This window comes from Streptomyces sp. NPDC101181 (assembly GCF_044767975.1).
Taxonomy (GTDB): domain Bacteria; phylum Actinomycetota; class Actinomycetes; order Streptomycetales; family Streptomycetaceae; genus Streptomyces.
The window spans coordinates 1-21,324 of the sequence record NZ_JBIWOX010000019.1 but is presented as its reverse complement, the minus strand read 5'-3'; the positions used below and the strand labels follow the sequence as shown (position 1 = coordinate 21,324).

The following is a 21,324-nucleotide window of genomic DNA, read 5'->3' as shown; positions in this document are numbered from 1 at the left end:
CTCCGACCGACCGAACAGCCCTGGAGGAACCCCGTGGAAGAGTACGCACGCGAAGCCGTCGAGCGGCTGACCACCCGCCCCGCCGAACCGTACGAGACGCTGTCCGTCTCCCCGATCACCCCCCTGCTGGGCGCGGAGGTCTCCGGCATCGACCTGTCGCGCGAGCTGACTCCGCAGCAGGAGAAGGAGATCAAGCACGCGTTCCTCACCCACCACGTGCTCGCCTTCCGCGACCAGGACATCACCCCGGAGGAGCACAAACGCTTCGCGTCGCTCTTCGGGGACCTGCACCCGGTCTCCCTGCCGGCCGAGGGCTCCGACCCGTACATCCTGGAGATCCGGGCGGACCGGGACTCGCGCATGGTGGCGGGCAACGGCTGGCACGCCGACGGCACGGCCGACCCGGAGCCGTCGCTCGGCTCCCTGCTGCACATCACCACCGTCCCGGAGGGCGGAAGCGGCGGGGACACCCTGTTCGCCAACATGCACCTCGCCTACGAACTGCTCTCGCCCGCGTTCCGCTCCTTCCTGGACGGGCTGACGGCGGTGCACGACGGGGCCATGCCGTGGAAGACGGCGGGCCAGACCCCGCCGCCCGAGTACGACGTCCCGCGCAACGAGCACCCGGTCGTGGTCCGGCACCCGGACACCGGCCGGCGGCTGCTCTTCGTCAACGGCCCCTACACCTCCCACATCCCGCAGCTCTCCGGTCAGGAGAGCGAGGCCCTCCTGGCGCTGCTCTACCGCCACATCGCGGCCACTCCCCTGCTGCACTGCCGGGTCCGCTGGCAGCCCAAAACCCTGGTGCTCTGGGACAACCGCTGCGTGCAGCACCACGCGATCTGGGACTACTTCCCGCACACCCGGCACGGCCGGCGGATCGCGGTCTCCGGCACCCGCCCCCGCGCCTGAACCGCACACCGCGACCGGACCGACGCGCGCCCCGGCCGCCGGTCCGGTCCCCCCCCCCCCCCCCCCCCCCCCCCCCCCCCGCCCCGGGGGGGCCCGCCCCCCCGCCGGCGGGGGGGGGGCCCCCCCGGGGGGGGGCGCGGGGCCCCGGCCCCCGCCCCCGCCCCTCACCCGCCCCCCGCGCCCGGCCCGCCGCGCGCCCCGCCCGCCGGTCCGGCCCCCCGCCCCCCCCCCGCTCAGTCGGCGGGGAGCAGGAACTCCCTGCGGGACAGGGGCCGTCCGACGATGCGGGTGTCTCCCATCGAACCGTAGAAGCCCTGCCCGAACCTCTCGTCGAAGGACGTGGCTCCGAGAACGAAGGGCTTGCCGAGGGTGGCGATGCCGGTCGAGGGCTGGGAGGGGTTGCGGGCGATCTTCGAGCCGTCCACGTACAGCGTGGTGCGGCGGCCGTCGTTGACCACGGCGATGTGCATCCAGCGGCCGACGGGCACCGTGTGGCTCCAGGAGGTGGGGTCGGCGTCCTGGCGGTGGGGGTAGACCACGAACTGGAGGTAGCGCTCCGGCGACACGTTCAGGCTGCACGTGGGTTCCAGGGGGGACCAGCCGGTGGTCTTGCCCGCGTCACCGCTGCGGCCCTGCCAGCTGAGGACACCCATCCAGTCGTGATCGCCCTCGAAGGGCTCGGGCAGCCGGATGAAGGTCTCGATGGTGTAGCCGCGCGGGAACTTCTCGGCGTTGAGCGGCGCTCGGGCGCCGGTGGTCAGAATCGCGCCGCGGTCGGGGTTCTTGCCGCCGTCGAATCGGATACTGGCGTGCGCGGGCTGGCCGAGGTGGTGGTCCGTGGACCAGGTCAGCGCCTCGGGCCCGCCCGCGTGGAGCCGGCTGACCGTCAGGTCGTTCCCGTTGCCGGACAGGTCCCGCATCACGACACCGTCCGCCACGGGGGTGCCGCCCGCTCCGGGCGCCCTGGTGCCGGTGGCGTCGAAGCGCCAGTAGGCGAGGGTGCCGCGCGGCATGACGGCCGACGGCGGACGGGGGGCGGGCACCGGGATCGGGGCGAAGCCGGCGAAGCGCTCGTCGAAGTCGACGGCCAGGCTGAACCGGTCCACGTCACCGGTGAGTTCGACGGTCTCGGCCTCAAGGGCCGACCGCTTCCGCGGCTCCCGGGACAGGAACCAGGGCGAGAACGTCTCCACGTCGATGACGCCCCGCGCCAGGTCGAAGCCGTAGGTGCGGATCATCCCCGCGCCGCCGTAGTAGCGGTCCTGGTAGTTGGTGACGTGCACGTGGACATCGTTGTCGAAGTCGTTGGTCAGGACCGTGCGTCCCGGGGGCCAGTTGTGGCCGCCCAGGGCGAGGAAGATCTGGTCGTTGCCCTTGATCAGGCCGTTCCACAGGCGGTCGCCGTTGCCCGAGAGGGTGGCACGGCCCTCGCCGTCGGCCCAGGCGATGTCGTGCGTCGTCAGGACGGCGGGCAGGGTGGGGTGCGTGTCCAGCACCTGCTGCGCCCAGCGCATCCCCTTGTCCGACACCCGCCAGTCGAGGGCGAGAACGAGCCACTCGCGGCCTCCGGCCGGCAGCACGTGGAACGTGTTGTAGCCGTCGGGCGAGGCGCCCTTGTAGGTGGGCATGGACGCGTACCGGGCGGGGCCGAAGGCGGCGAGGTAGGCGGAGTCGCCGCGCTGGTCGTCCGTCGAGGAGCGGATGTCGTGGTTGCCCGCCAGGACGCTGTAGGGCACCTTGCCGTGCAGGGTGCGGAAGGTGTCGGCGGCGAGCTCGATCTCGTCCTCGGTGCCGTGCTCGGTGACGTCGCCGAGGTGCGTCATGAACGCGATGTTCGCCGAGGCCCGCTCGGCGGCGAGGTACCGGAAGGTCTCGCGCAGCGGCGTCGGATCGGCGCTGTCGGCGTCGAAGAGATACTGCGTGTCCGGCAGGACCGCCAGGGCGAAGCGCGGGCTCCGCGGGTCGAACCGTCCACCGCGGGCCGCCGCCCGGGGCTGCGCGTGTGCGGGCGTCGGCCCGGAGAGGGCCATGCCGGCGGCACCGGCCGCGGGCACCGCGACCGCGGCGCGCAGCAGCGCACGTCTCACTACGGGGTTCTGCTCTTCTTCCGCGCCCATGACTGCTCCAGCTTCGATGCGATGTATTCGGCCAGGCCGAACGCTGCTGAGCTCCTTCGACGGTTCGGTGGCGCCCAGTTGAACAGTCGGCGCAAGGTGCTGTATGTCACACCGGGCGGCCTCCCAGCGCCGTCCGCGAACCCGTGCCGGGCGGAGTTCGGGCAGGCTGGGTGTCATCGGCCACCATCTGCGGCCCGCCCTGGAGAGGTTGAGACATGGTGTTCACCGTCGACGTGCCGGCAGCACTCGTCCGAGGGGAGGTGGACGAGGGCTACGGTCCGGTCGCGGACGCGTTCCGGCGAAATTTCGCCGACGGCCGGGAGGTCGGCGCCGCGTGCGCCGTCTACCGGGACGGGGTCAAGGTCGTCGACCTCTGGGGCGGGTACCGCGACGGGCTGTCCCGAGCTCCCTGGGAGGAGGACACGCTGGTCCCGGTGTACTCCACCACCAAGGGGGTCGCGTCACTGGCCGTCGCCCTCGCTCACGCGCGCGGGCAGCTGGACTACGACGCACGGGTGGCCGCCTACTGGCCCGAGTTCGCCGAGGCCGGCAAGGGCGATGTCACCGTGCGCCAACTGCTCTCGCACCAGGCGGGACTGCCGGTGATCGACCGCCCGCTGAGCCTCGCGGACCTGGCGGACCCGCCCGTGCTGTCCGCGGCGCTGGCCGCCCAGCGGCCGGCCTGGACACCCGGGACACGGCACGGCTATCACGGCCAGTCCCTCGGCTACTACGAGAGCGAGCTGATCCGGCGCGTCGACCCTCGTCGGCGCGGCCTGGGGCGCTACTTCGCGGAGGAGATCGCCGCCCCGCTCGACGCCGAGTTCCACATCGGGCTGCCACCGACCGTGGATCCGGACCGGATCGCGCACATCCACGGCTTCGCCACCATCGAGACCTTGCTGCACATCGGCGAGATGCCTCTGCCGTTCGTGCTGGCCCTGAGCAATCCACGCAGCCTCGCCACCCGGGCGTTCGGCAACCCGCGGGCTCTGGGCAAGGTCGAGGCGTTCAACCGCCCCGATGTGCGTGCGCTGGAGATCCCCGCCGTCAACGGCATCGGCGCGGTGCGCTCCATCGCCAAGCTGTACGGCGACGCCGCGACCGGCGGCAGGGCCCTCGGGCTGGATGCGGGCACGGTGCGGGCCCTCACCGGCACGGCCCGGCCGCCGAGCGGTGGACCGCGGGACCAGGTGCTGCGGGTCGACACCGCCTACTCCCTCGGCTACATGAAACCGTCGCCACGGTTCCGTTTCGGCTCCTCCGCGGGTACGGCGTTCGGCACGATGGGCCTGGGCGGGTCGTTCGCCTTCGCCGATCCGGACACCGGCGTCGGCTTCGCCTACGCCATGAACCGGGCCGGATTCCACCTGTGGGACGACCCTCGTGAGGTGGCCCTGCGGGACGCGTTGTTCTCCACCGTCCTGGACGAGGCGCCGCAGCGCCCGGACCGACGCCGCTAGCCGGAGCGGACCGCAGGGGCACCGCCCGGCTTCGCGCGCCTTCCCGTCGGAGTGACCACCGAGCGGGCGGCCGCGCGGCAGCCGAACACCGCTCGGCGCGTGCCGGTGCCGACCGCGTCCGCCTCGAAGGGGTCAGTCCAGGAGCGCGGTCGCCTCGACCTCGACGAGGACGTCCGGCTCGAAGAGGTACTCGACGCCGATGAGGGAGGCCGGGGGCATCGGGAGCGGGAGGCCGATCTCCTCGGCGACGGCCTCCACACCGGCCATGAGGTCGCCGATCTTCTCCGGGCTCCACCGGGTCACGTAGAGGGTCAGACGCAGCACATCCGCGAACGACGCCCCCGCGCCCGCCAGCCCGACGGCGGTGTTGCGCAGCGCCTGGGCGACCTGCCCGGCCAGATCCCCGGGTGCCACCGGAGTTCCGTCGGCCAGGCGCGCGACCTGCCCGCTGACGTGGATGTGCCGCGTCCCGGTGCCCACGGCGACGTGGTGGTAGGGGGCCGGTTGCAGCAGGCCTTTCGGCGTGAAGTGCTGAACGGTCATGGGTTCTCTCCTTCTCAACAGGTATCGATAAGCTACCTAGTAGGAGAAAGACACTTCAACGAGACCAGGTTTCACCGTGGATACCGACGACGAACTCCGCATCGACGCTCCGCACCGTGAACTGCTGGACCAGATCCTCGACAAATGGTCGCTCAGCGTCCTCAACGAGCTGTGCGAACGCCCGTGCCGCTTCAACGAACTGCGCCGGGCCATCCCCCAGGTCACGCAGAAGTCGCTGACCGCGACCCTGCGGCGGCTCGAACGGAACGGGGTGATCGAACGCGAGGTCGTCTCGGTCCGCCCCGTGGCGGTCCGGTACCGGATCACCCCCCTCGGCAAGACCCTCCGGCACCCCGTCGACGTCCTGCTGGCCTGGGCCTCGCAGAACATGCCCGCTGTGGAACGCGCACGCGAGGAGTTCGCGACGCGGGAGGAAGCGGAGACCGGCCGCTGACCTGGCCCCGGGCCCAGGCGTCGCGGGCGGCCGGCCGTCGAAGCTCGTGCCCTGCCCGTCGGATTCTCGCTTCGCCGGGCCGGTGGGGCGGGGCCCGACGGGCGCGGCACCAGGCCGGTAGGGTCGGCCGGGAAAGCCGGGCCGGCTTTTGCCGGACACGGATGAGGTGGGACATGACGAACGCGGCCGAACGGCGCGCACGCCGGAGCGCCCACCGCACCGGCGGGCCGGGCACTGACATCGTATGAACGCCGTCGACACCTTCGTGGAGACCCTCGCGGCGAGCGGTCTGCCGCCCCTGCGCGGTGGGCGGCACACCGGTGAGGTCTTCCGGGCCGATGTGGTCACCCGCCGGCTGGGACCGCTGCGGATGGCGGAGCTGGTGACCCCGGCGGGCGAGTGCTTCCGGGACGAGCGGTCCGCCCGCGCCGCCGACAGCGCGCTCTGGCAGGTCGAGCTGGTGACCCGGGGGCGGGTGCGCGCTCAGCAGGGCCGAGGCACCGCCGAGCTGGGGCCCGCCGACCTGATCCTGATCGACCCGGCGCGGCCCGTCCGCTTCGCCAGCACCGCTACCACCCACGTGACCTTGCTGCTGCCGCGGGACTCCCTGCGCCTGCGGCCGGACGACGCCGCGCGGCTGGCCGGGGTCCGGGTGCCCGGCGACCGCGGTCCCGCGGCCCTGGTGTTCTCCCTCGCCCGGGACATGGTGCGGTCCCTGGACGGCTTCCCCGCCGGGGAGGCGGACCGGTCGGCGGCGGCGGTGACCGAGCTGATCTCGGCCGCGCTGGCGGACCGGCTGGGCCAGGCGCGTCGCCCGGTCCCGGACGATGCGCTGCGCACCCGGATCACCGGCTTCATCAGCGCGCGGCTGGCCGACCGGGACCTCAGCCCGGCGAAGGTGGCCGCCGCGCACCACATCTCGGTGCGCCGCCTGCACAAGCTCTTCGAGGACCAGCCGTTGACGGTGGCGGCCCTGATCCGCCGGGAGCGCCTGGCCCGCTGCCACGCGGATCTGGCCGGTAGCGGCCGAACCGTCGCGGCCGTCGCCGCCGGGTGGGGGTTCACCGACCCGGCGCACTTCAGCCGGCTGTTCAAGGCCACCTACGGATACAACGCGACGGCACTGATGTCCAAGAACCGTGCGCCGGTGGACAACGCGTCTCCCGTCCCGTCGGCCCAGGATGGCGGGTGAACGTACAGGACACGGAGAGGCACTTCCATGGAACAGTCGGCCGAGGCATTGAGCACCATCCCGGCCCGGATGAACGAAGGCTGGAACAACGGGGACGCCGCCGCGTTCACCGCCGACTTCGCGGACGACATCGTGCTGGTGGATTTCGAGGGGACCGTTCACCACGGCCGCGCGGCAGTCGTCGCGTTCAACCAGCCGGTCTTCGACACCGTGCTGAAGGGCTCCCGGATGGTGCGGAGCGAGGTGCCGTTCACCCGGATCGTCCGCCCGGGAGAGGCGGTGGTGCACCACCGCGTCACCCTGGTGATGCCGGGTGAGGACGAGCAGCGATCCAGCCGCCGCTTCATGCAGCTCCTGGTCCTCGTGTGGCAGAACGACCGCTGGGAGGTCGTCACCCTCCAGAACGCGCGGCTGATCCCGTTGGAGACCGCGATGGCCCTGGACTCCGCTGCCGGGTAGAGCGCCCCGGAGGCCGGACCCGCGGACCGGCGCGGCGCCCGCCCGAACGGGGGGCCGCGCCGCACGGGTCGGCGCCTCTCCGCTCGCCGGGCCCCTCGCCCCGGCCCCCTGCCGTTGCGGGTCTGGCTACGGCAGGGCGTGCAGGGGCGCGTGGTTGGCCCGGAAAAGACGCTCCCCGGCCCGGCGGAGAATCACGTTGCGCAGCGGGGTGGGCAGGTTGCGGGTCCTGTCGCGTCGGTGGTTCTGCGACACCACCCAGGCGACCCGCTCGGCACGGCGGGTCGTGAAGGCGGCGAGGGCCGCGGTGACGTCGGGTGCGGTGGTGAGCGTGTCGGCGAGCACCAGAGCGTCTTCGAGGGCCATCGCGCCGCCCTGGGCCATGCTGGGGGAGAAGGCGTGGGCGGCGTCGCCGATGAGGACGGCACCGGGACGCGTCCAGACCGTGTTCTCGCTCTCGTGCAGTGCGGCGAAGTGCGCGTCGGCACCCTGCTCCAGCACGTGCGGTACCGGCCCGCCGAAGTCGGCGAAGAGCCCGCGCCAGTCACCGGCCGGAGCCGTGGTGCCGGAGCTGTTGATGTCGGCGTAGCAGTAGACGCGGCCGCCGCCGAGCTGGACGGTCAGGAAGGTCCGGCCGTTGCTCCCCAGGCGCGCGGTCCAGTCGGTGAGGCCCGGTATCGCGGTGTCGTCGGCGATGAACCGCCAGCACACCTGGTTCAGGAAGCGTGGTTCCGGCCCGCCGAAGAGGGAGCGTCGCACGGCGGAATGGATGCCGTCCGCACCCACCACCAGGTCGTACGCCTCGGTGGTCCCGTCCGCGAAGGTCACGGTGCCGCCCTCTGCCACCGAGCTCAGCTCGGTGCCGTGACGGACGACGGTGCCGTCGACGGCCGTACGCAACACCTCGTGCAGATCGCCCCGGGTGATCGCCAGACAGCGGCCCACCCCGCCCCAGATCCGGCTCACTTCGAACTCCGCGAGCGGACGCCCATGCCGGTCGTGGAGGCTCTGCCGCGTCACGGGCTCCGCGCGCTTGTCCACCTCGTCCCCCACGCCGATGCCCTGGAGCGCGCGGACGGCGTTCGCCGGAAGGTAGAGGCCTGCGCCCAAGGCCTGTCCGTCGTCGGCACGGCGCTCGACGACATCGACCGGGAATCCGCGGTCCAGTAGAGCCTTGGCCAGTGCCAGGCCGGAGATACCGGCCCCGACGATCAAAGTGCGAGGCATGTTCACAAGAGTTTCCTTCACCACATCGGACCACGCGACGACTCAGGCGGACCGGCCCGGACCACGCCGGACGCGGAGAGCCCGGACGCGGAGAGCTGGGTAACCGGCCGCCGCACCGGCTTCCATTGTGTGTCACACGGATGCGCCCGACGACGCTTCGGCCCGGATGCGGTGGTCGCGGTGCCGCCGGTGGGCGGGAACGCCGACGGTCCGCCCAGGCCGTCGCAGGTCAGGGTGGCCTTACCGGTCAGAACAGGCCCCCGGGGCGGGACGGACTCAGCGGTTCCCGGCCACGGCCGCCTGACGGGCACGCGTCGCGCCGGTAGCGGCGAGGGGGCGGGACGGTGCCGACCACCGGGCTCCGGAGTCGCTTTCGCGGCGCTGACCGCCACCCCTGCGGCAGGGCCCGCGGTGACACGAATGTTGAGAAAATCCGAGATTTCCCACACCCCATCTCCCGTGTACCACACAGGAGTTGAGCATCCGGCAAGCGGGAGTAGGCCAAAGGCGGCCGGGCGGCACGGGGACCCACGCGGCCGGTCCGTGACCCGGATCAGGCCCTTCGTCACGCTCGGCGCTCGGATACGCCCGGCGGCAACGTCACTTTTGCGCCAAGGGGGTGCGATGGCGTGGCTGACTTGACAGATCATCTTGATCTTCCGGTGATACGATTCCGGCACATGCCCGGTGAACATTCTCCTTGGCATGGCTACAGCCAGGGGGCCCTCCGAGTGGTGCAGGCTGCCCGCAGACGAGGGTCCGCCCAGACCGCTTGCGGGAACTGGGCTCCAGCCGCTCAAAGAGAGTTACATGACGAACTTTTGGCAGGATCCGACAGTCTGGGCGCTCGCTGCCGGCGTCCCTGTCGCCACCACGGTTGTTGTCCGTCAGAGAAAGACGATCAGGGAGCTGCGCCGCCAGAAGCAGGGAGTGGAGGGAGAGTTGGGGCAGCTTCAGCAGAACCGCTTCCAGCTCGAAGCCGGAATAGAGGAACTGCGCAACGGCTACGCCGAAGTGGTCCGGCAGGCCAAGGCCGAGGCCGAGAACGCCACCAACACCGTTCTCAAGTCCGCGATGCAGACGCTCCAGGGACTCGCCGCGGAGCAGCAGCGGGCCATCGCCGGGCTGCAGAGGAAGTACGGCGACTCCCCCGTCCTGCGCGACATGCTGGACATCGACCACATGAACGCGCAGTTCAACCGGCGTGCGCAGTCCGTGGCCGTGCTGTGCGGCGGGTGGCTCGGGCGACAGCGGGAGGCGGCGTCGTTGTACGACGTGATCCGCGGGGCTCAGGGCCGTATCCGGCACTACCAGCGGGTGGACGTCCTGTCGCAGATAGACCTGGCGGTGACCAGCCGGGCCGTCGAACCGGTCGCCCTGACGGTGGCCGAGCTGCTCGACAACGCCACCAGCTACTCGGCGCCGGCCTCGACGGTCGAGGTCAACGTGCGGACGGTGCCCAAGGGAATCTGCGTCGTGATCGACGACGCAGGCGTGGGCATGAGCGAGGAGGAGAAGACCAACGCCTCGCTCCTGTTGAGCAGGGGCGCCACGGTGAGCGTCTCCGAGCTCGGCAACCCTCCGGCCTTCGGTTTCGCGGTGATCGGCGCGTTGTGCGCGCGCTTCGGGTTCACGGTCAACATCGACGGGACCTCTCCGTACGGGGGTGTCCGCGCGGTGGTGATGGTACCGAGGGAGCTGCTGACCGACATGCCGGAGCCCAGCCGCCCGGACGCTTCCGCGGGGGATGTTCCGCAGCCGGAGGCGCGCGGTTCGATGCCCGCGACGACGCCCAACGGGCTGCCCCAGCGGCGGAACAAGCGCGGCATGGCACTCGTGCCGGACAACCAGACCGCTGCCGCGTCCCCGCCGCCGCCCCGGTCGCCGGAGTCCAGGGTCGCGGTCATGGGGGCCTTTCAGCGCGGCACCGCCAACGGCCGGAGCACGGGGGTACCGGACGTCGAACGCGCATCCAGTCCAGCCGATTCACACAAAGGAACCGATGCCCCGTGAGCGACGACCTGTCCTGGATGCTTGAGGACGCGCTGGCGATTCCCCACGCCCTGCACGCGGTCCTCATCTCCGCCGACGGCCTGCAGATGTCCCGCACGGCGGACATAGGCCGGGACGACGCCGACAAGGTGGCCGCCGCGGTGAGCGGGCTCCAGTCGCTCAGCCGGTCCGTCGGCTTCTTCTGCGGTGACGAACGGACGGCCTGGCGCCAGACGCTGATCGAGTTCGACGGCGGCTGGGTCTTCCTGAACGCCGCGGGCGGCGGTTCCTATCTGGCCGTGGCGGCCTCCGTCGAGGTCGACATGGGCGACATCACCTACCGGATGCAGCAGCTCGTCAGCCGGCTGGGCAAGGCGATGTCCTCCGGCCTCCGCAACGACGCGGTCACCTCATGACGGATTCCGACCGCACCGAGCCCGAGATCGAGACCGGCGCATTAGTACGCCCCTACGTCATCACCTGCGGGCGCGACCTGCCTGATGACGACACGTTCTCCCTCATCACCCTCGTCACGACCGCCACCGACGAACGGCAGCGTCCCCAGCGCCTCTCCCCCGAGGAGCGGCAGGTCATGGAGATGTGCTCCAACGGCTATCTGTCGGTCGCGGAGATCGCCGGGCACTCCCAGCTGCCGCTGGGCGTCGTCAAGGTCCTGCTCAGTTCACTCGCGGAGGGGGGCTACCTCGTGACCCGCGCACCGGTTCCCGAAGCCCGCCTCGCCAGCTCAACTCTCCTCCAGGAGGTGCTCGATGGTCTCCGGGCTCTCTCTGTCTGAGGACGCGTACGTGCGCGGCGGCGGACAGCAGACCGCGGTGAAGATCCTGGTCGTGGGTCATTTCGCCGTCGGCAAGACCACCCTGATCGGCTCGCTCTCCGAGATCGCACCGCTGTCGACCGAGGAGCGGATGACGAGCCTCTCGGAGAACGTGGACGACCTCAAGGGAGTACAGGGGAAGACGACGACCACCGTCGCCCTGGACTTCGGCCGCCTCACCCTCAGCGAACGCATCGTGCTGTACCTGTTCGGGTCCCCCGGACAGCAGCGGTTCGTCGAGCTGTGGGACGACATGGCCCGGGGAGCGCTGGGCGCCCTCGTCCTGGTGGACCCCGAACGCCTGGCGGACAGCTTCGAGGTCATCGACCTGGTCGAGAGCTACGGCCTCGACTTCGCCGTGGCCATCAACAAGTTCGACGGCGGCACGGAGCACACCCCCACCGCCGTTCGGGAAGCACTCGACCTGCTGCCCGACACCCCGGTCGTCACCATCGACGCGCGCGACAAGAAGTCGTCCGTCAACGCACTGATCACTATGGTCCGCTACCTGCAAGAGCGCGCCTCTCTGGAGCACGCATGACAACCCCCTCCGCACCACCACCCGGCTGCCCGGCACACGGCAGCGGTGCACGCATACCCCTGGATACACCGGAGTTCGCGGCCAACCCGCATGCCTACTACGCGTACATGCGTCAGTTCGGCCCGACCGCTCCCGTCACCATCGCCCCCGGAGTGGAGGCGACCCTGGTGACGGACTACAGCGCCGCCCTCGATCTCCTTCAGGACCCGTCGACCTTCCGCAAGGACTCGCGGCGGTGGCGTGCGCTGAACGAGGGCCTGATCAGCCCCGACAGCCCCGTCCTGCCGTTGCTGGCCTACCGGCCCAACTGCATGTTCACCGACGGCGCCGAGCACCTGCGGCTGCGTCAGGCCATCACCGAGTCGTTCGCCCGCGTGAGCAACGGGCGGCTGAGCCAGATCGTCAACCAGGCCGCCCAGTTCCTCATCAGCCAGTTCAGCTCCCGCGGTTCGGCCGACCTGCTGAGGGACTACGCCCAGCAACTCCCCCTCTACGTCTTCAACGAGCTCTTCGGCTGCCCGGCGGAGATCGGTGACCGGGTGCTCTTCGGCATCGCCGGCATGTTCGACGGGGTCAACGCCGAGCAGGCGAGCCGGGTGCTGCTCCAGGCGGTCGGTGAACTGGTGGCGTTGAAGCGCTCCCAGCCGGGCGAGGACATCACGTCCTACCTGATGCAGCATCACTCCCGGCTGACGGACGAGGAGCTGGCGCACACGCTGGTGCTGCTCCTCGGCGCGGGCGGCGAGCCGGAGGGCAACCTGATCTGCAACGGCTTCTACACGATGCTGACCAACGAGGAGTACGCGCGCAACGGGCAGTTCGACAAGGCGCTGGACGACACCCTGTGGCGCAACGCGCCGATGTCCAACTACGCGCCGCACTACCCGGTCGCCGACGCGGACGTGGGCGGCGACAAGGTGCGCGCCGGTGAGCTGGTCCTGGTCTCCTTCGGTGCCGCCAACGCGGCGCTGGTGGAGCAGGGGGCCGACACCCGCGGGCACCTCGCCTGGAGCGCGGGCCCGCACTCGTGCCCCTCGAAGGAACCGGCCCGGCTCATCGCCCTGACCGGTCTGGAGGCGCTGTTCAACGCGCTGCCCGATGTCGAGCTGGCCGTCCCCGCGGACAGCCTCGTGTGGCGTCCCGGTCCGTTCAACCGGGCTCTGACCGCCCTGCCCGTGCGCTTCTCGGCGGTCTCGGCCCGTCCCGCGCCGGCCCAGCCGCAGCCGCAGGACGCGTCGCACTACGGCCAGGCGCGCCTCCCCGACGCCCCCGCCCCCGCCGCGGCACCCTCGCCGACCGGTGCCAGGGCGGGACGCTGGAGCAGCTTCGTGAGGTGGCTGACGGGCTCGTAGCCGTCGAACCTCCTGTGACGTGGGTGACACGAGGAGTCGCGGCGACTTGCATGAATGATCAACAACTGGGGTAGAGCAGCGCGGAGTGTCCGGAGTGACACAAGAGAAAGGAGAGGCAGTGGACCCCGCAACCTCCGCGCCCTGTTCCCGGGACAGACATCCTGGTCAGCGGCGTGTCACGGGGAGAAGAAGGGGTTCGCGCGAGCACCGCGGTCCCGACGGACCCCAGGGCCGGATACCCGCTCGCTCCGACGGGCCGCATCCCGCCCCCTCTCCCGGCGGGACCGGTGGCGGTGCCCCCGGCGGACGCCTTCGGCATCGAGCACCAGGGGGAACGCCATGACCACCTCTCGGGAACCCGGCATACCGTCGGCCGAACCCGGCGGGACGACGGTCGGCGAGCACGTACTGGGCCAACTCCGGCGGCTCGGCGCCACGGTGGGACTGGGCGCGTCGGATACGGCACGGTGCGGGCAGGCCGTGCTCGACTCCCTGGGGGACGCGGTCCGGCGACCGCTGTCCCTGCCTCCGGCGTCGCCCAGCTTCCTGGCCGACGACCACTCCCCCGTCGAGTTCTCCCTGGCCTGCACGCCCGACGCGGCTCCGGCGTTGCGGATGCTCGTGGAACCCGGCTGGGCCCACGGCACCCCGGGCGGGAACGGCGTCGCCGGGCTTGCGGCCGTGCGGGCGATGGCCGAGCGCTGGAACTTCGCAACGGACCGGCTCGATGCCCTGGAGGACCTGTTCTTCCCGGCCGGAGCCCAGGGACCCCTGGCTCTCTGGTACGCCCTGGACCTGCGCGCCGGGGAGGCTCCCGGTGTCAAGGTCTACCTGAACCCCTCCGCCTCCGGACCCGAGCACGCCGCCCGCACCGTGGAGGAGGCGTTGCGCCGGCTCGGATACGGCGACTCCTTCGCGCGGCTCCCGCAGGCGGCCGGATACCCGTTCCTCGCGCTGGACCTGGGCGCCTGGAGCGCCCCGCGCACCAAGGTGTACGTGCGCCACCCGAGGATGTCGGCCGACGACGCCCAGGCGCTCGCCCACGGCTTCGGTGCCGCGGCGGAGGACACCCGGTACTTCTTCCACGTGGTGACCGGGTCCCCGCCTTCCGCATGGGGCGAGGCAGGCGCGCCGCGGCTTCTGCGGAGGCCCGCGCTCACCTGTCACTCCTTCACCGACGGCACGCCGCGCCCGGACGGTTTCACCCTCCACATCCCGGTACGCGACTACGTCCGCGACGACGAGGCCGCCCTCGCGCGGGCGACCGCCCTGCTGACCCGCTTCGGTATGGACGCCTCGGTCCTCGGCCGGAGTCTGCGCGCCCTCACCGGACGAGAGCTCTCCGAGGGGGTGGGGCTGATCGCCTACCTCGCCCTCGTGTACGAACGGGACCGGCCCCCCCGGATCACCGCCTACCTGTCCTCCGAGGCCTACTCCGTCCGGCCGCCGCAGCAGCAGTTCCCGCGGGCCGATCCCGCCTCCCCGCACACCGGCGCGGCGCACCTCGCCCCTCGTACCGGGCCGCAGGACGCCCCAGCCGCCACTACACCGAAGGAAGACACGTGGAGCCGTACCGCATCAAGGTCGTAGAACCGATCGCCTTCACCACCAGGGAGGAGCGCGAGGCCGCGCTGAAGCGGGTCGCCTACAACCCCTTCGACCTGCGTGCCGACGAAGTCACCATCGACCTGCTGAGCGACTCGGGGACCGGGGCGATCTCCGCGGACCAGCTCGCCTCCGGTATGCGCGGCGACGAGTCCTACGCGGGCAGCCGCAGCTACTACCGGTGGCATGAGGTCGTCTCCGCCCTCACCGGATACCCCCATATCCTGCCCACGCACCAGGGTCGCGCCGCCGAGCGCATCCTGTTCTCCTCGCTGCTGGCGCCCGGCGCGAGCGTGCTGTCCAACACGCACTTCGACACCACCCGCGCCAACGTCCAGCTGACCGGCTGCCACGCGTACGACCTGCCCTGCGCGGAGGCGAAGGACCTCGACAGCGACTATCCCTTCAAGGGCGACATCGACCTGGTCGCGCTCGAAGAGGCGCTGCGCAACGCGCACCGGACGCCCGTGGGGGCCGTGGTGATGACGGTCACCAACAACGGCGGCGGCGGACAGCCGGTCTCCATGGAGAACCTGCACCGGACCGCAGAGCTGTGCCGCCGCCACGGAGTCCCCCTCATCCTGGACGCGGCCCGGTTCGCCGAGAACGCCTGGCTGGTCACCCGGCGCGAACCCGGCTACGCCGACCGCACCCCCCGCCAGGTGGCCGAGGAGGCGTTCCGGCTCGCGGACGGCTGTGTGGTGAGCGCGAAGAAGGACGGCATCGTCCACATCGGCGGCTTCATCGGCCTCAAGGACCCGGAACTCGCCGAGAAGTGCGGGGGCCTGCTCATCGCCACCGAGGGGTTCACCACCTACGGCGGCCTGGCAGGGCGCGACCTCGACATGATGGCCCGCGGCCTCCTGGAGGTCACCGAACCGGCCTACCTCGCCGAGCGGGCCGACATCGCCGCCTACCTCGCCGCCCGCATCCGTGAGAGCGGCGTCGACATCGTGGAGCCCGCGGGCCTCCACGCCCTCTATGTCAACGCAGGGCGTCTCCTGCCGCACATCCCCCCGCACCAGTACCCCGGCACGGCACTGGTGTGTGAGCTCTACCTGCGCGGAGGCATCCGCTCGGCGGAGCTGGGCTCCCTCTACCTCGGCGAGGAGGACGAACACGGCAACCCCGTCAAGACCGCGCCCTACGAGCTCGTACGCCTCGCACTGCCCCGCCGGGTCTACACCCGGAGCCACTACGACCACGTGGCCGCCACCCTGGCGGACATCGCCAAGAACCCCCAGTCGGTGGGCGGTTACCGCGTCACAGCCCAGTCACCGATCCTGCGCCACTTCAGCATCCGGCTGGAGCCCGTGCAGTCCGGTTCCTGACCGCCTCGGCTCGCTCCCCTGCGCGCGGCCCGGGCGGTGACTGCGGGCACCCGTGCCGGGGCCGGGGCGCGGGCCTGGCCGGGGCCGGTGGCCCGGCCCGTGTCCGGCGCGGTGGGTCCGGTCCTCAGGCCGTGAGCCGTCGCAGCGCCGAGACCAGCGCCCGTACCCCGGCCTCGGCCTTCGTCCGGGGGCAGCCGACGTTCAGGCGCACGAACCCGGGGGCTCCGTAGGCGGTGCCCGGCATGATGGCCGTCCTCTCCCGCTCGACCAGCTCGCGCTGGAGCGCCGCGTCGTCCACCGCCAGCGGGCGCAGGTCGATCCAGGCGAGGTAGCCGGCGTCCGGCGGCTGCCAGGCGAGGGCCGGGAAGGCCGTGTTCAGGTGGTCCGCGACCAGGCGGAGGTTGCCGTGCACGTAGCCCCGCAACTCGTCCAGCCAGGGTGCGCCGGAGCGGTAGGCGGCGACATGGCCGACCAGGCCGAGCACCGCCGGTGAGGACAGGCCGTGGGCGTCCTTCAGACGGGTGAGGTAGGCCTCCAGGGTCGGCGGGTCCCCGATGATGCCGTAGGAGCCGGTGAGGGCGGGGATGTTGAAGGACTTGGAAGCGGAGGTGACGACGGCCCAGCGTCCGGGGCCGTTCGTCTGGCGCACCCAGGTGGAGAACGGCACGTGGGCGAGGTCGGCGTGGATCTCGTCGCTGATCACCGCGGTGTCGTGGCGGGCGCACAGGGTCGCCATCCGGTCCAGTTCGGCCTCGGTCCACACGTGCCCGGTCGGGTTGTGCGGGGAGCACAGCAGCAGCACCGAGGTGTCGGGGAGGGCGATCAGTCGCTCGAACTCCGTCCAGTCGTCGAGGGCGCAGCCCCGCAGCTCCCGGCCCCGGGCCCCGACGAGCCGGGGGAAGGCGTCGTAGGCGGGCGTGTGCACGACGACACCGTCACCGGGAGCCGACCACAGGTCGATCAGTTCGCCCGCCTGGAAGAGCACGGCCGGGGCGTAGGCGACGGACTCCGGGGCGACCTCGGCGCCGTACCGCACCGCGAACCAGTCGGTGACGGCGCCGAGGAAGTCGGCGTGCCGCCAGCGGGAGTAGCCGAGAACCCCGTGCTCCAGGCGGCCGCGCAGTGCGCTCAGCACCTCGGGGGCCGTCTCGAAGTCCATGTCGGAGATGGTGAAGGGCAGCAGACCGGCCACCCCGAAGCGGTCCTCGACGTAGTCCCACTGGGTGCACCAGGTGCCGTGCCGGTCCACCGGGGTGTCGAAGTCGTACGTGGTCATCACTGCCTCATCCAGGGGGTGGGGAGGCGACCGCGCTCACCAAAGCCCGGCCGCCCGTGGGCCTTCAGCGGGCGGGGGTCAGCTCGGCGATGGCGTCCTTCACGGACTGCACCTGGGGACCGATGACGACCTGCACGTTGTGCGCGTCCAGTTTCATCACGCCGACGGCGCCCAGCTTCTTCAGCCGGTCGGTGTCGACGCGGTCGGCGTCCTCGACGGTCATCCGCAGCCGGGTGATGCAGTTGTCGAGGGAGGTGATGTTCTCCGGCCCGCCGATGGCGGCCAGGATCGCTGCCGCGTCGTACTTTCCCGCCACGAGCACGGGGGCGGGCGCGGCGGAGTCGCTGTCGGGCGTTCCGGACGCCCCGGACTCCTCGCCGGAGAGGGCCTCGGCGCTCTCGGTCCCGGGCTCCGGATCGTCCTCGCGCCCCGGGGTCTTGAGGTCGAACCGCAGGATCGCCCAGCGGAACAGGAAGTAGTAACCGGCGAACCAGATCGCGGCGATCACCGGCACCAGGTACCACTTGGTGGTGGTGCCCTGGAGGACGCCGAAGACGAGGAAGTCGATGACGTTGCCGTCGGTGTTGCCGATGAAGACGCCGAGCAGGGCCGCGACCAGGAAGCCCAGGCCGACCAGGACGGCGTGGATCAGATACAGCCAGGGCGCGATGAACAGGAACAGGAACTCCAGAGGCTCCGTCACACCGCCGACGGCACAGGCCACCACACCGGAGACCAGCAGGGCCTTGATCTCGGGGCGCATGGTGCGCCGCGCGCAGTGGTACATCGCCAGGGCGGCGCCCGGCAGGCCGCCGAGGTAGACGGCCATCTTGCCCTGGGCCAGGAACCCGGTCGCGTCCCGGACGGCCTCCGAGGGGGCGCCGGAGCAGTTGAGCTGGGCGTAGAACATGTTCAGCGCGCCGCTGACCTGGTCCCCGCAGACCGCGCCGGAGCCGCCGACGTCGGTGAAGCGGAACATCGCGACGAGGATGTGGTGCAGGCCCACCGGGCGCAGCAGCACCTCGCCCATGCCGAAGAAGAAGGGGCCGAAGACGCCCGCGTGGCCGATGGCGCGGCCGACGGAGCTGATGCCGCTGTTGAACGTGGGCCACAGGAGCGGGATGACCAGGCCGACGACGCTCAGGACCAGGGCGGAGACGATCGGTACGAAGCGCAGCCCGCCGAAGAAGGCGAAGGCGTCGGGCATCCGCTGGGTACGGAAGCGCCGGTGCAGCAGGGAGACGATGATGCCGACGACGACCGCGCCGAGCAAGCCGGTGTCGATGGACGGGACGCCGATGACGTCGGCGATCCCATAGTGCGCGATCTCCTTCTCGCTCTCCAGGTCGACGTCCTTCGCGGTGAGGTAGAAGTTCACCGCCAGGTTCATCGCCGCGTAGCCCACGAAGCCGGAGAAGGCGGCGACGCCCTTGTCCTCCCTGGCCAGGCCCAGCGGGATGGCCATCGCGAACAGCACGGGCAGGAACCTGAAGGCGACCTGGCCCGTGCTGGACATCCAGGTGAAGACGAGGTGGAACCCCTCACCGCGCAGGAAGGTGAGGTTGTCGGTCACCGCCTCGCTGGACAGCGAGGCGCCGACGCCCAGCATGATGCCGCAGAAGGCCAGCAGCGCGACCGGCAGCATGAACGTTTTTCCCAGACCTTGCAGGAACTCCCACAATGCCGCTTTGGTCTTCTTCATGGCTCACATGCTCCACGGGCGCGTATGGGGCGGATAAGGGACCAAGGACCCTCCAGGACAGGCCGAAGGACCCGGATCCCCGAAACCGTAACGGTCCGTGGAACCGACCCTTCGGCCGGGCGTCCCACCCACCCTGGAAGCTGGGGTATGTCCTGAAGTACCCGTATGCCGTGGACACGTTGCGTCACAGTATTGCTGCACGCGGGCACCGGAGGACCGCGGCGCCCATGAGCTGGCGGATGACCTGTCCGCGGGGACGCCTGCCTCCTCCCCCTACCGTTCCCTGGCCGCGCGACCGCACCTCACTCCCGTGTACGTATGCGGTCGCGACCCGACCGCCCTCATGCCCCTCGCAGGTGCGTGAGACTCTTCCTGAGCAACCGGCCTTCCCGGTCCGGAGTCCGAATCGGCCGGGAGGCCTCCTCGCCCCCGGAGTCAGTTCGTCTCCGGGTGAAGCCGACCGCCCTCACCATGGAGTCCCATGCCGGACATCTCCCTGCGCCTCGCCGGACCTGCCGACAAACCCGTGGCCGAACGCCTGTGGCTGATGTTCCGGCATGACATGTCGGAGGTGGAGGGCGAACTGCCCGCCCCCGACGGGTCCTTCCGGGACACACGACTCCACCGGGCCTTCGCCGACCCCGACCGGGCGCCGTATCTCCTGATGAGCGGTGACCGCCCCGCCGGGTTCGCGGTGGTCCGCGGTCTGACCGGTCGGACGCGCGTGATGAACAGCTTCTTCGTGGTACGCGGGGCCCGTCGGGCGGGGGCCGGGACGCAGGCCGCTCAGGACCTCGTGGCCCGGCATCCGGGGGCGTGGGAGATCGCGTTCCAGGATGCGAACAGGGGCGCGGTGCGGTTCTGGCGCCGAGTCGCCACGGAGATCGCCGGTGACGCGTGGACCGAGGAGCGCAGACCGGTGCCGAACCATCCGGACCTGGCGCCCGACGTCTGGATCTCCTTCAGCACGACCGCCGGAACCGCCGGCTGAAAGCGACGCCGGCCGCGACGACGACGGCGTCCGGTCGCCCGCGTACGGGGTCGTGGCGCCGGGACATGACGGCGATCACCGGCATCGCGCCCCGGCCACCGGATCCGCCCTGCGGGACTTCGGGAAGCCCGCCGCGGGGCCGAGCGGGCGTCCGGAGGTCACCGGGCCGGAGCGGAACACCGATTCCCCGAAAGACGATCTCGCACCGCTGTGTCCTGAATTCGTAACAGCGGGCTGACGGTACAACTCCTGCGCGTCACAGCCGGTCTGACGATGTGTGACCCGCACCACAGCTGCAGAGTGGGGAGCCGCGCGCCCGACCAGGCGTCGCGCAGTGACCGAACGAGAAACCGGGGAAACAACATGATCAACATCCGACGCGTATCAGCCATCGGAGCCGCCGCCACCGCCACCGCCTGCGCGGCGATGGTCCTCGCACCGGCCGCCGCCGCGGCGGAGCCGACCGCCCGTCCGACCGGTTCGGCGAAGAAGGCCGCCGCCGCGCAGTACAACGGGGCCTGCGGCAGCGGCTACGCCGTGGTGAACTCCGCCCAGATCGGCACCCAGGGCACGGTCTTCCTCACGTACAGCTCCGCCACCGGCAAGAACTGCGTGGTGACCGTCCGCACCAAGCCCGGCAAGGCCGTGCACATGACGGCCTCGCTCGGCTTCGCCTCGCCCACCACGACGGTCACGGACACGGGGTACTTCACCACGTACGCGGGACCGGTGTATCTCGACGCCCGCGGCCTGTGCGTGACGTGGCGCGGCGAGATCTCCGGCGAGGTCGCGGGCAAGAACGGCACCAACTGCGGCTCACTGGCCGCGAAGCGGTGACCGGCCGGCACGTCCCGCGCTGAACGCGAGCGGCCCGTCGGGTGGTGTGCGCACACCACCCGACGGGCCGCGAAGCGGCGGAAGCGGCACACGCCTGCCGCAGGCCGAGCCGGGGGAAGTTCACGCCGCATCCCGAGCAGCGACTTCCCGCGACCGTCGCAGGGTCGTCCGATCGCCCTGAGGTCCCTGCCACGCACTCCCTCTCCCCGTCCGAGCGCGCGCAGGACGGAGAACCGGCGGCACGCCCCGGCTGGACGATCCCGGTCAGCCCAGGAAGCTCAACCGCACCTGCCGCTCCGGATTGTCCCGGTTGGTGTCCACAAAACTCCGTTAAGGCAACCTCAGCCTATCCGGATCACAACGTACGCCTGCCCAGTCGTGGGGGGGGGGGCGCGGGGGGGGCCCCCCCCCCGGCCGCGGCCCCGGGGCGGGGGGGGGGCCGCCGGGGCCCCCCCCCCCCCACCCCACCACACCGTGCCTGGCCGCCCCCCCCCCCCG

The 21,324-nt window shown here is 71.5% G+C and carries 19 protein-coding genes; 14 read left to right on the top strand and 5 right to left on the bottom strand.

Features of this window, described 5'->3' with window-relative positions; translation table 11 throughout:
* The first annotated feature begins 33 nt into the window (after positions 1 to 33).
* Complete coding sequence (locus tag ACIRRU_RS24660) at positions 34 to 912, top strand: TauD/TfdA dioxygenase family protein (RefSeq protein WP_403683937.1); 879 nt, start codon at positions 34 to 36, stop codon at positions 910 to 912.
* A 233-nt stretch (positions 913 to 1,145) separates the two neighbouring features.
* Here the strand turns inward: ACIRRU_RS24660 and ACIRRU_RS24655 are convergent, their stop codons facing one another.
* On the bottom strand, positions 1,146 to 3,029 hold the full coding sequence (locus ACIRRU_RS24655; RefSeq protein ID WP_403683935.1) for a LamG-like jellyroll fold domain-containing protein: 1,884 nt from the start codon (positions 3,027 to 3,029) through the stop codon (positions 1,146 to 1,148).
* A gap of 215 nt (positions 3,030 to 3,244) precedes the next feature.
* On the opposite strand from ACIRRU_RS24655, the gene ACIRRU_RS24650 reads away from it, so the two are divergent.
* Positions 3,245 to 4,492, top strand: a complete 1,248-nt coding sequence (locus ACIRRU_RS24650; RefSeq protein WP_403683933.1) for a serine hydrolase domain-containing protein — start codon at positions 3,245 to 3,247, stop codon at positions 4,490 to 4,492.
* A 132-nt stretch (positions 4,493 to 4,624) separates the two neighbouring features.
* Here the strand turns inward: ACIRRU_RS24650 and ACIRRU_RS24645 are convergent, their stop codons facing one another.
* On the bottom strand, positions 4,625 to 5,035 hold the full coding sequence (locus ACIRRU_RS24645) for a RidA family protein (protein WP_363204166.1): 411 nt from the start codon (positions 5,033 to 5,035) through the stop codon (positions 4,625 to 4,627).
* A gap of 76 nt (positions 5,036 to 5,111) precedes the next feature.
* Here ACIRRU_RS24645 and ACIRRU_RS24640 point away from each other — a divergent pair, with 76 nt between their 5' ends.
* The 3 genes from ACIRRU_RS24640 to ACIRRU_RS24630 all read left to right on the top strand — a co-directional run bounded on the left by ACIRRU_RS24640 (position 5,112) and on the right by ACIRRU_RS24630 (position 7,140).
* Positions 5,112 to 5,489, top strand: a complete 378-nt coding sequence (locus tag ACIRRU_RS24640) for a helix-turn-helix domain-containing protein (protein WP_363204167.1) — start codon at positions 5,112 to 5,114, stop codon at positions 5,487 to 5,489.
* 244 nt (positions 5,490 to 5,733) lie between these two features.
* Positions 5,734 to 6,681, top strand: coding sequence for a helix-turn-helix domain-containing protein (locus tag ACIRRU_RS24635; protein ID WP_403683931.1), 948 nt, complete (start codon positions 5,734 to 5,736; stop codon positions 6,679 to 6,681).
* A 27-nt stretch (positions 6,682 to 6,708) separates the two neighbouring features.
* Positions 6,709 to 7,140: an SgcJ/EcaC family oxidoreductase gene (locus tag ACIRRU_RS24630; protein WP_403683929.1), complete on the top strand. Its 432-nt coding sequence runs from the start codon at positions 6,709 to 6,711 to the stop codon at positions 7,138 to 7,140.
* Between the two features lie 126 nt (positions 7,141 to 7,266).
* Here the strand turns inward: ACIRRU_RS24630 and ACIRRU_RS24625 are convergent, their stop codons facing one another.
* Positions 7,267 to 8,364 carry an FAD-dependent monooxygenase gene (locus tag ACIRRU_RS24625; protein ID WP_403683927.1) on the bottom strand — a complete coding sequence of 366 codons (1,098 nt, stop codon included), beginning with the start codon at positions 8,362 to 8,364 and terminating at the stop codon, positions 7,267 to 7,269.
* An 810-nt stretch (positions 8,365 to 9,174) separates the two neighbouring features.
* Between ACIRRU_RS24625 and ACIRRU_RS24620 the strand changes: the two genes are divergently transcribed.
* The 7 genes from ACIRRU_RS24620 (at position 9,175) to ACIRRU_RS24590 (ending at position 16,020) form a co-directional block, all read left to right on the top strand.
* The gene (locus ACIRRU_RS24620) at positions 9,175 to 10,377 is read left to right on the top strand and encodes an ATP-binding protein (RefSeq protein WP_403683925.1); all 1,203 of its coding nucleotides are present in this window, start codon (positions 9,175 to 9,177) and stop codon (positions 10,375 to 10,377) included.
* Entirely contained in the window at positions 10,374 to 10,772 is a 399-nt protein-coding gene (locus ACIRRU_RS24615; protein ID WP_363204172.1) for a roadblock/LC7 domain-containing protein, read from the top strand. Before ACIRRU_RS24620 ends, ACIRRU_RS24615 begins: the two co-directional genes overlap by 4 nt.
* Positions 10,769 to 11,152, top strand: coding sequence for a DUF742 domain-containing protein (locus ACIRRU_RS24610; RefSeq protein WP_363204173.1), 384 nt, complete (start codon positions 10,769 to 10,771; stop codon positions 11,150 to 11,152). The genes ACIRRU_RS24615 and ACIRRU_RS24610 overlap by 4 nt, the downstream gene beginning before the upstream one ends.
* The gene (locus ACIRRU_RS24605; protein ID WP_363204174.1) at positions 11,127 to 11,732 is read left to right on the top strand and encodes an ATP/GTP-binding protein; all 606 of its coding nucleotides are present in this window, start codon (positions 11,127 to 11,129) and stop codon (positions 11,730 to 11,732) included. The genes ACIRRU_RS24610 and ACIRRU_RS24605 overlap by 26 nt, the downstream gene beginning before the upstream one ends.
* Positions 11,729 to 13,084 carry a cytochrome P450 gene (locus tag ACIRRU_RS24600; protein WP_403683923.1) on the top strand — a complete coding sequence of 452 codons (1,356 nt, stop codon included), beginning with the start codon at positions 11,729 to 11,731 and terminating at the stop codon, positions 13,082 to 13,084. Before ACIRRU_RS24605 ends, ACIRRU_RS24600 begins: the two co-directional genes overlap by 4 nt.
* A 339-nt stretch (positions 13,085 to 13,423) precedes the next feature.
* Entirely contained in the window at positions 13,424 to 14,674 is a 1,251-nt protein-coding gene (locus ACIRRU_RS24595; protein ID WP_403683921.1) for a tryptophan dimethylallyltransferase family protein, read from the top strand.
* Positions 14,647 to 16,020 carry a tryptophanase gene (locus ACIRRU_RS24590; protein ID WP_403683919.1) on the top strand — a complete coding sequence of 458 codons (1,374 nt, stop codon included), beginning with the start codon at positions 14,647 to 14,649 and terminating at the stop codon, positions 16,018 to 16,020. The genes ACIRRU_RS24595 and ACIRRU_RS24590 overlap by 28 nt, the downstream gene beginning before the upstream one ends.
* A gap of 124 nt (positions 16,021 to 16,144) precedes the next feature.
* Here the strand turns inward: ACIRRU_RS24590 and ACIRRU_RS24585 are convergent, their stop codons facing one another.
* A complete protein-coding gene (locus ACIRRU_RS24585; protein WP_403683917.1) occupies positions 16,145 to 17,296 on the bottom strand; it encodes a MalY/PatB family protein in 1,152 nt (383 codons plus the stop codon).
* A gap of 64 nt (positions 17,297 to 17,360) precedes the next feature.
* Entirely contained in the window at positions 17,361 to 18,998 is a 1,638-nt protein-coding gene (gene malX / locus ACIRRU_RS24580) for a maltose/glucose-specific PTS transporter subunit IIBC (protein WP_403683916.1), read from the bottom strand.
* Positions 18,999 to 19,479: 481 nt separating this feature from the next.
* On the opposite strand from malX, the gene ACIRRU_RS24575 reads away from it, so the two are divergent.
* Positions 19,480 to 19,989 carry a GNAT family N-acetyltransferase gene (locus ACIRRU_RS24575; RefSeq protein ID WP_403683915.1) on the top strand — a complete coding sequence of 170 codons (510 nt, stop codon included), beginning with the start codon at positions 19,480 to 19,482 and terminating at the stop codon, positions 19,987 to 19,989.
* A gap of 363 nt (positions 19,990 to 20,352) precedes the next feature.
* Positions 20,353 to 20,826, top strand: coding sequence for a spore-associated protein A (locus tag ACIRRU_RS24570; protein WP_403683913.1), 474 nt, complete (start codon positions 20,353 to 20,355; stop codon positions 20,824 to 20,826).
* Positions 20,827 to 21,324 lie beyond the last annotated feature (498 nt).

Bases quoted from the DNA above. Each gene is read 5' to 3' on its own strand.
- ACIRRU_RS24655 (WP_403683935.1), bottom strand. From the start codon at position 3,029: ATGGGCGCGGAAGAAGAGCAGAACCCCGTAGTGAGACGTGCGCTGCTG.
- ACIRRU_RS24650 (WP_403683933.1), top strand. From the start codon at position 3,245: ATGGTGTTCACCGTCGACGTGCCGGCAGCACTCGTCCGAGGGGAGGTG.
- ACIRRU_RS24645 (WP_363204166.1), bottom strand. From the start codon at position 5,035: ATGACCGTTCAGCACTTCACGCCGAAAGGCCTGCTGCAACCGGCCCCC.
- ACIRRU_RS24635 (WP_403683931.1), top strand. From the start codon at position 5,734: ATGAACGCCGTCGACACCTTCGTGGAGACCCTCGCGGCGAGCGGTCTG.
- ACIRRU_RS24630 (WP_403683929.1), top strand. From the start codon at position 6,709: ATGGAACAGTCGGCCGAGGCATTGAGCACCATCCCGGCCCGGATGAAC.
- ACIRRU_RS24625 (WP_403683927.1), bottom strand. From the start codon at position 8,364: ATGCCTCGCACTTTGATCGTCGGGGCCGGTATCTCCGGCCTGGCACTG.
- ACIRRU_RS24620 (WP_403683925.1), top strand. From the start codon at position 9,175: ATGACGAACTTTTGGCAGGATCCGACAGTCTGGGCGCTCGCTGCCGGC.
- ACIRRU_RS24610 (WP_363204173.1), top strand. From the start codon at position 10,769: ATGACGGATTCCGACCGCACCGAGCCCGAGATCGAGACCGGCGCATTA.
- ACIRRU_RS24605 (WP_363204174.1), top strand. From the start codon at position 11,127: ATGGTCTCCGGGCTCTCTCTGTCTGAGGACGCGTACGTGCGCGGCGGC.
- ACIRRU_RS24600 (WP_403683923.1), top strand. From the start codon at position 11,729: ATGACAACCCCCTCCGCACCACCACCCGGCTGCCCGGCACACGGCAGC.
- ACIRRU_RS24595 (WP_403683921.1), top strand. From the start codon at position 13,424: ATGACCACCTCTCGGGAACCCGGCATACCGTCGGCCGAACCCGGCGGG.
- ACIRRU_RS24585 (WP_403683917.1), bottom strand. From the start codon at position 17,296: ATGACCACGTACGACTTCGACACCCCGGTGGACCGGCACGGCACCTGG.
- malX (WP_403683916.1), bottom strand. From the start codon at position 18,998: ATGAAGAAGACCAAAGCGGCATTGTGGGAGTTCCTGCAAGGTCTGGGA.
- ACIRRU_RS24575 (WP_403683915.1), top strand. From the start codon at position 19,480: ATGCCGGACATCTCCCTGCGCCTCGCCGGACCTGCCGACAAACCCGTG.
- ACIRRU_RS24570 (WP_403683913.1), top strand. From the start codon at position 20,353: ATGATCAACATCCGACGCGTATCAGCCATCGGAGCCGCCGCCACCGCC.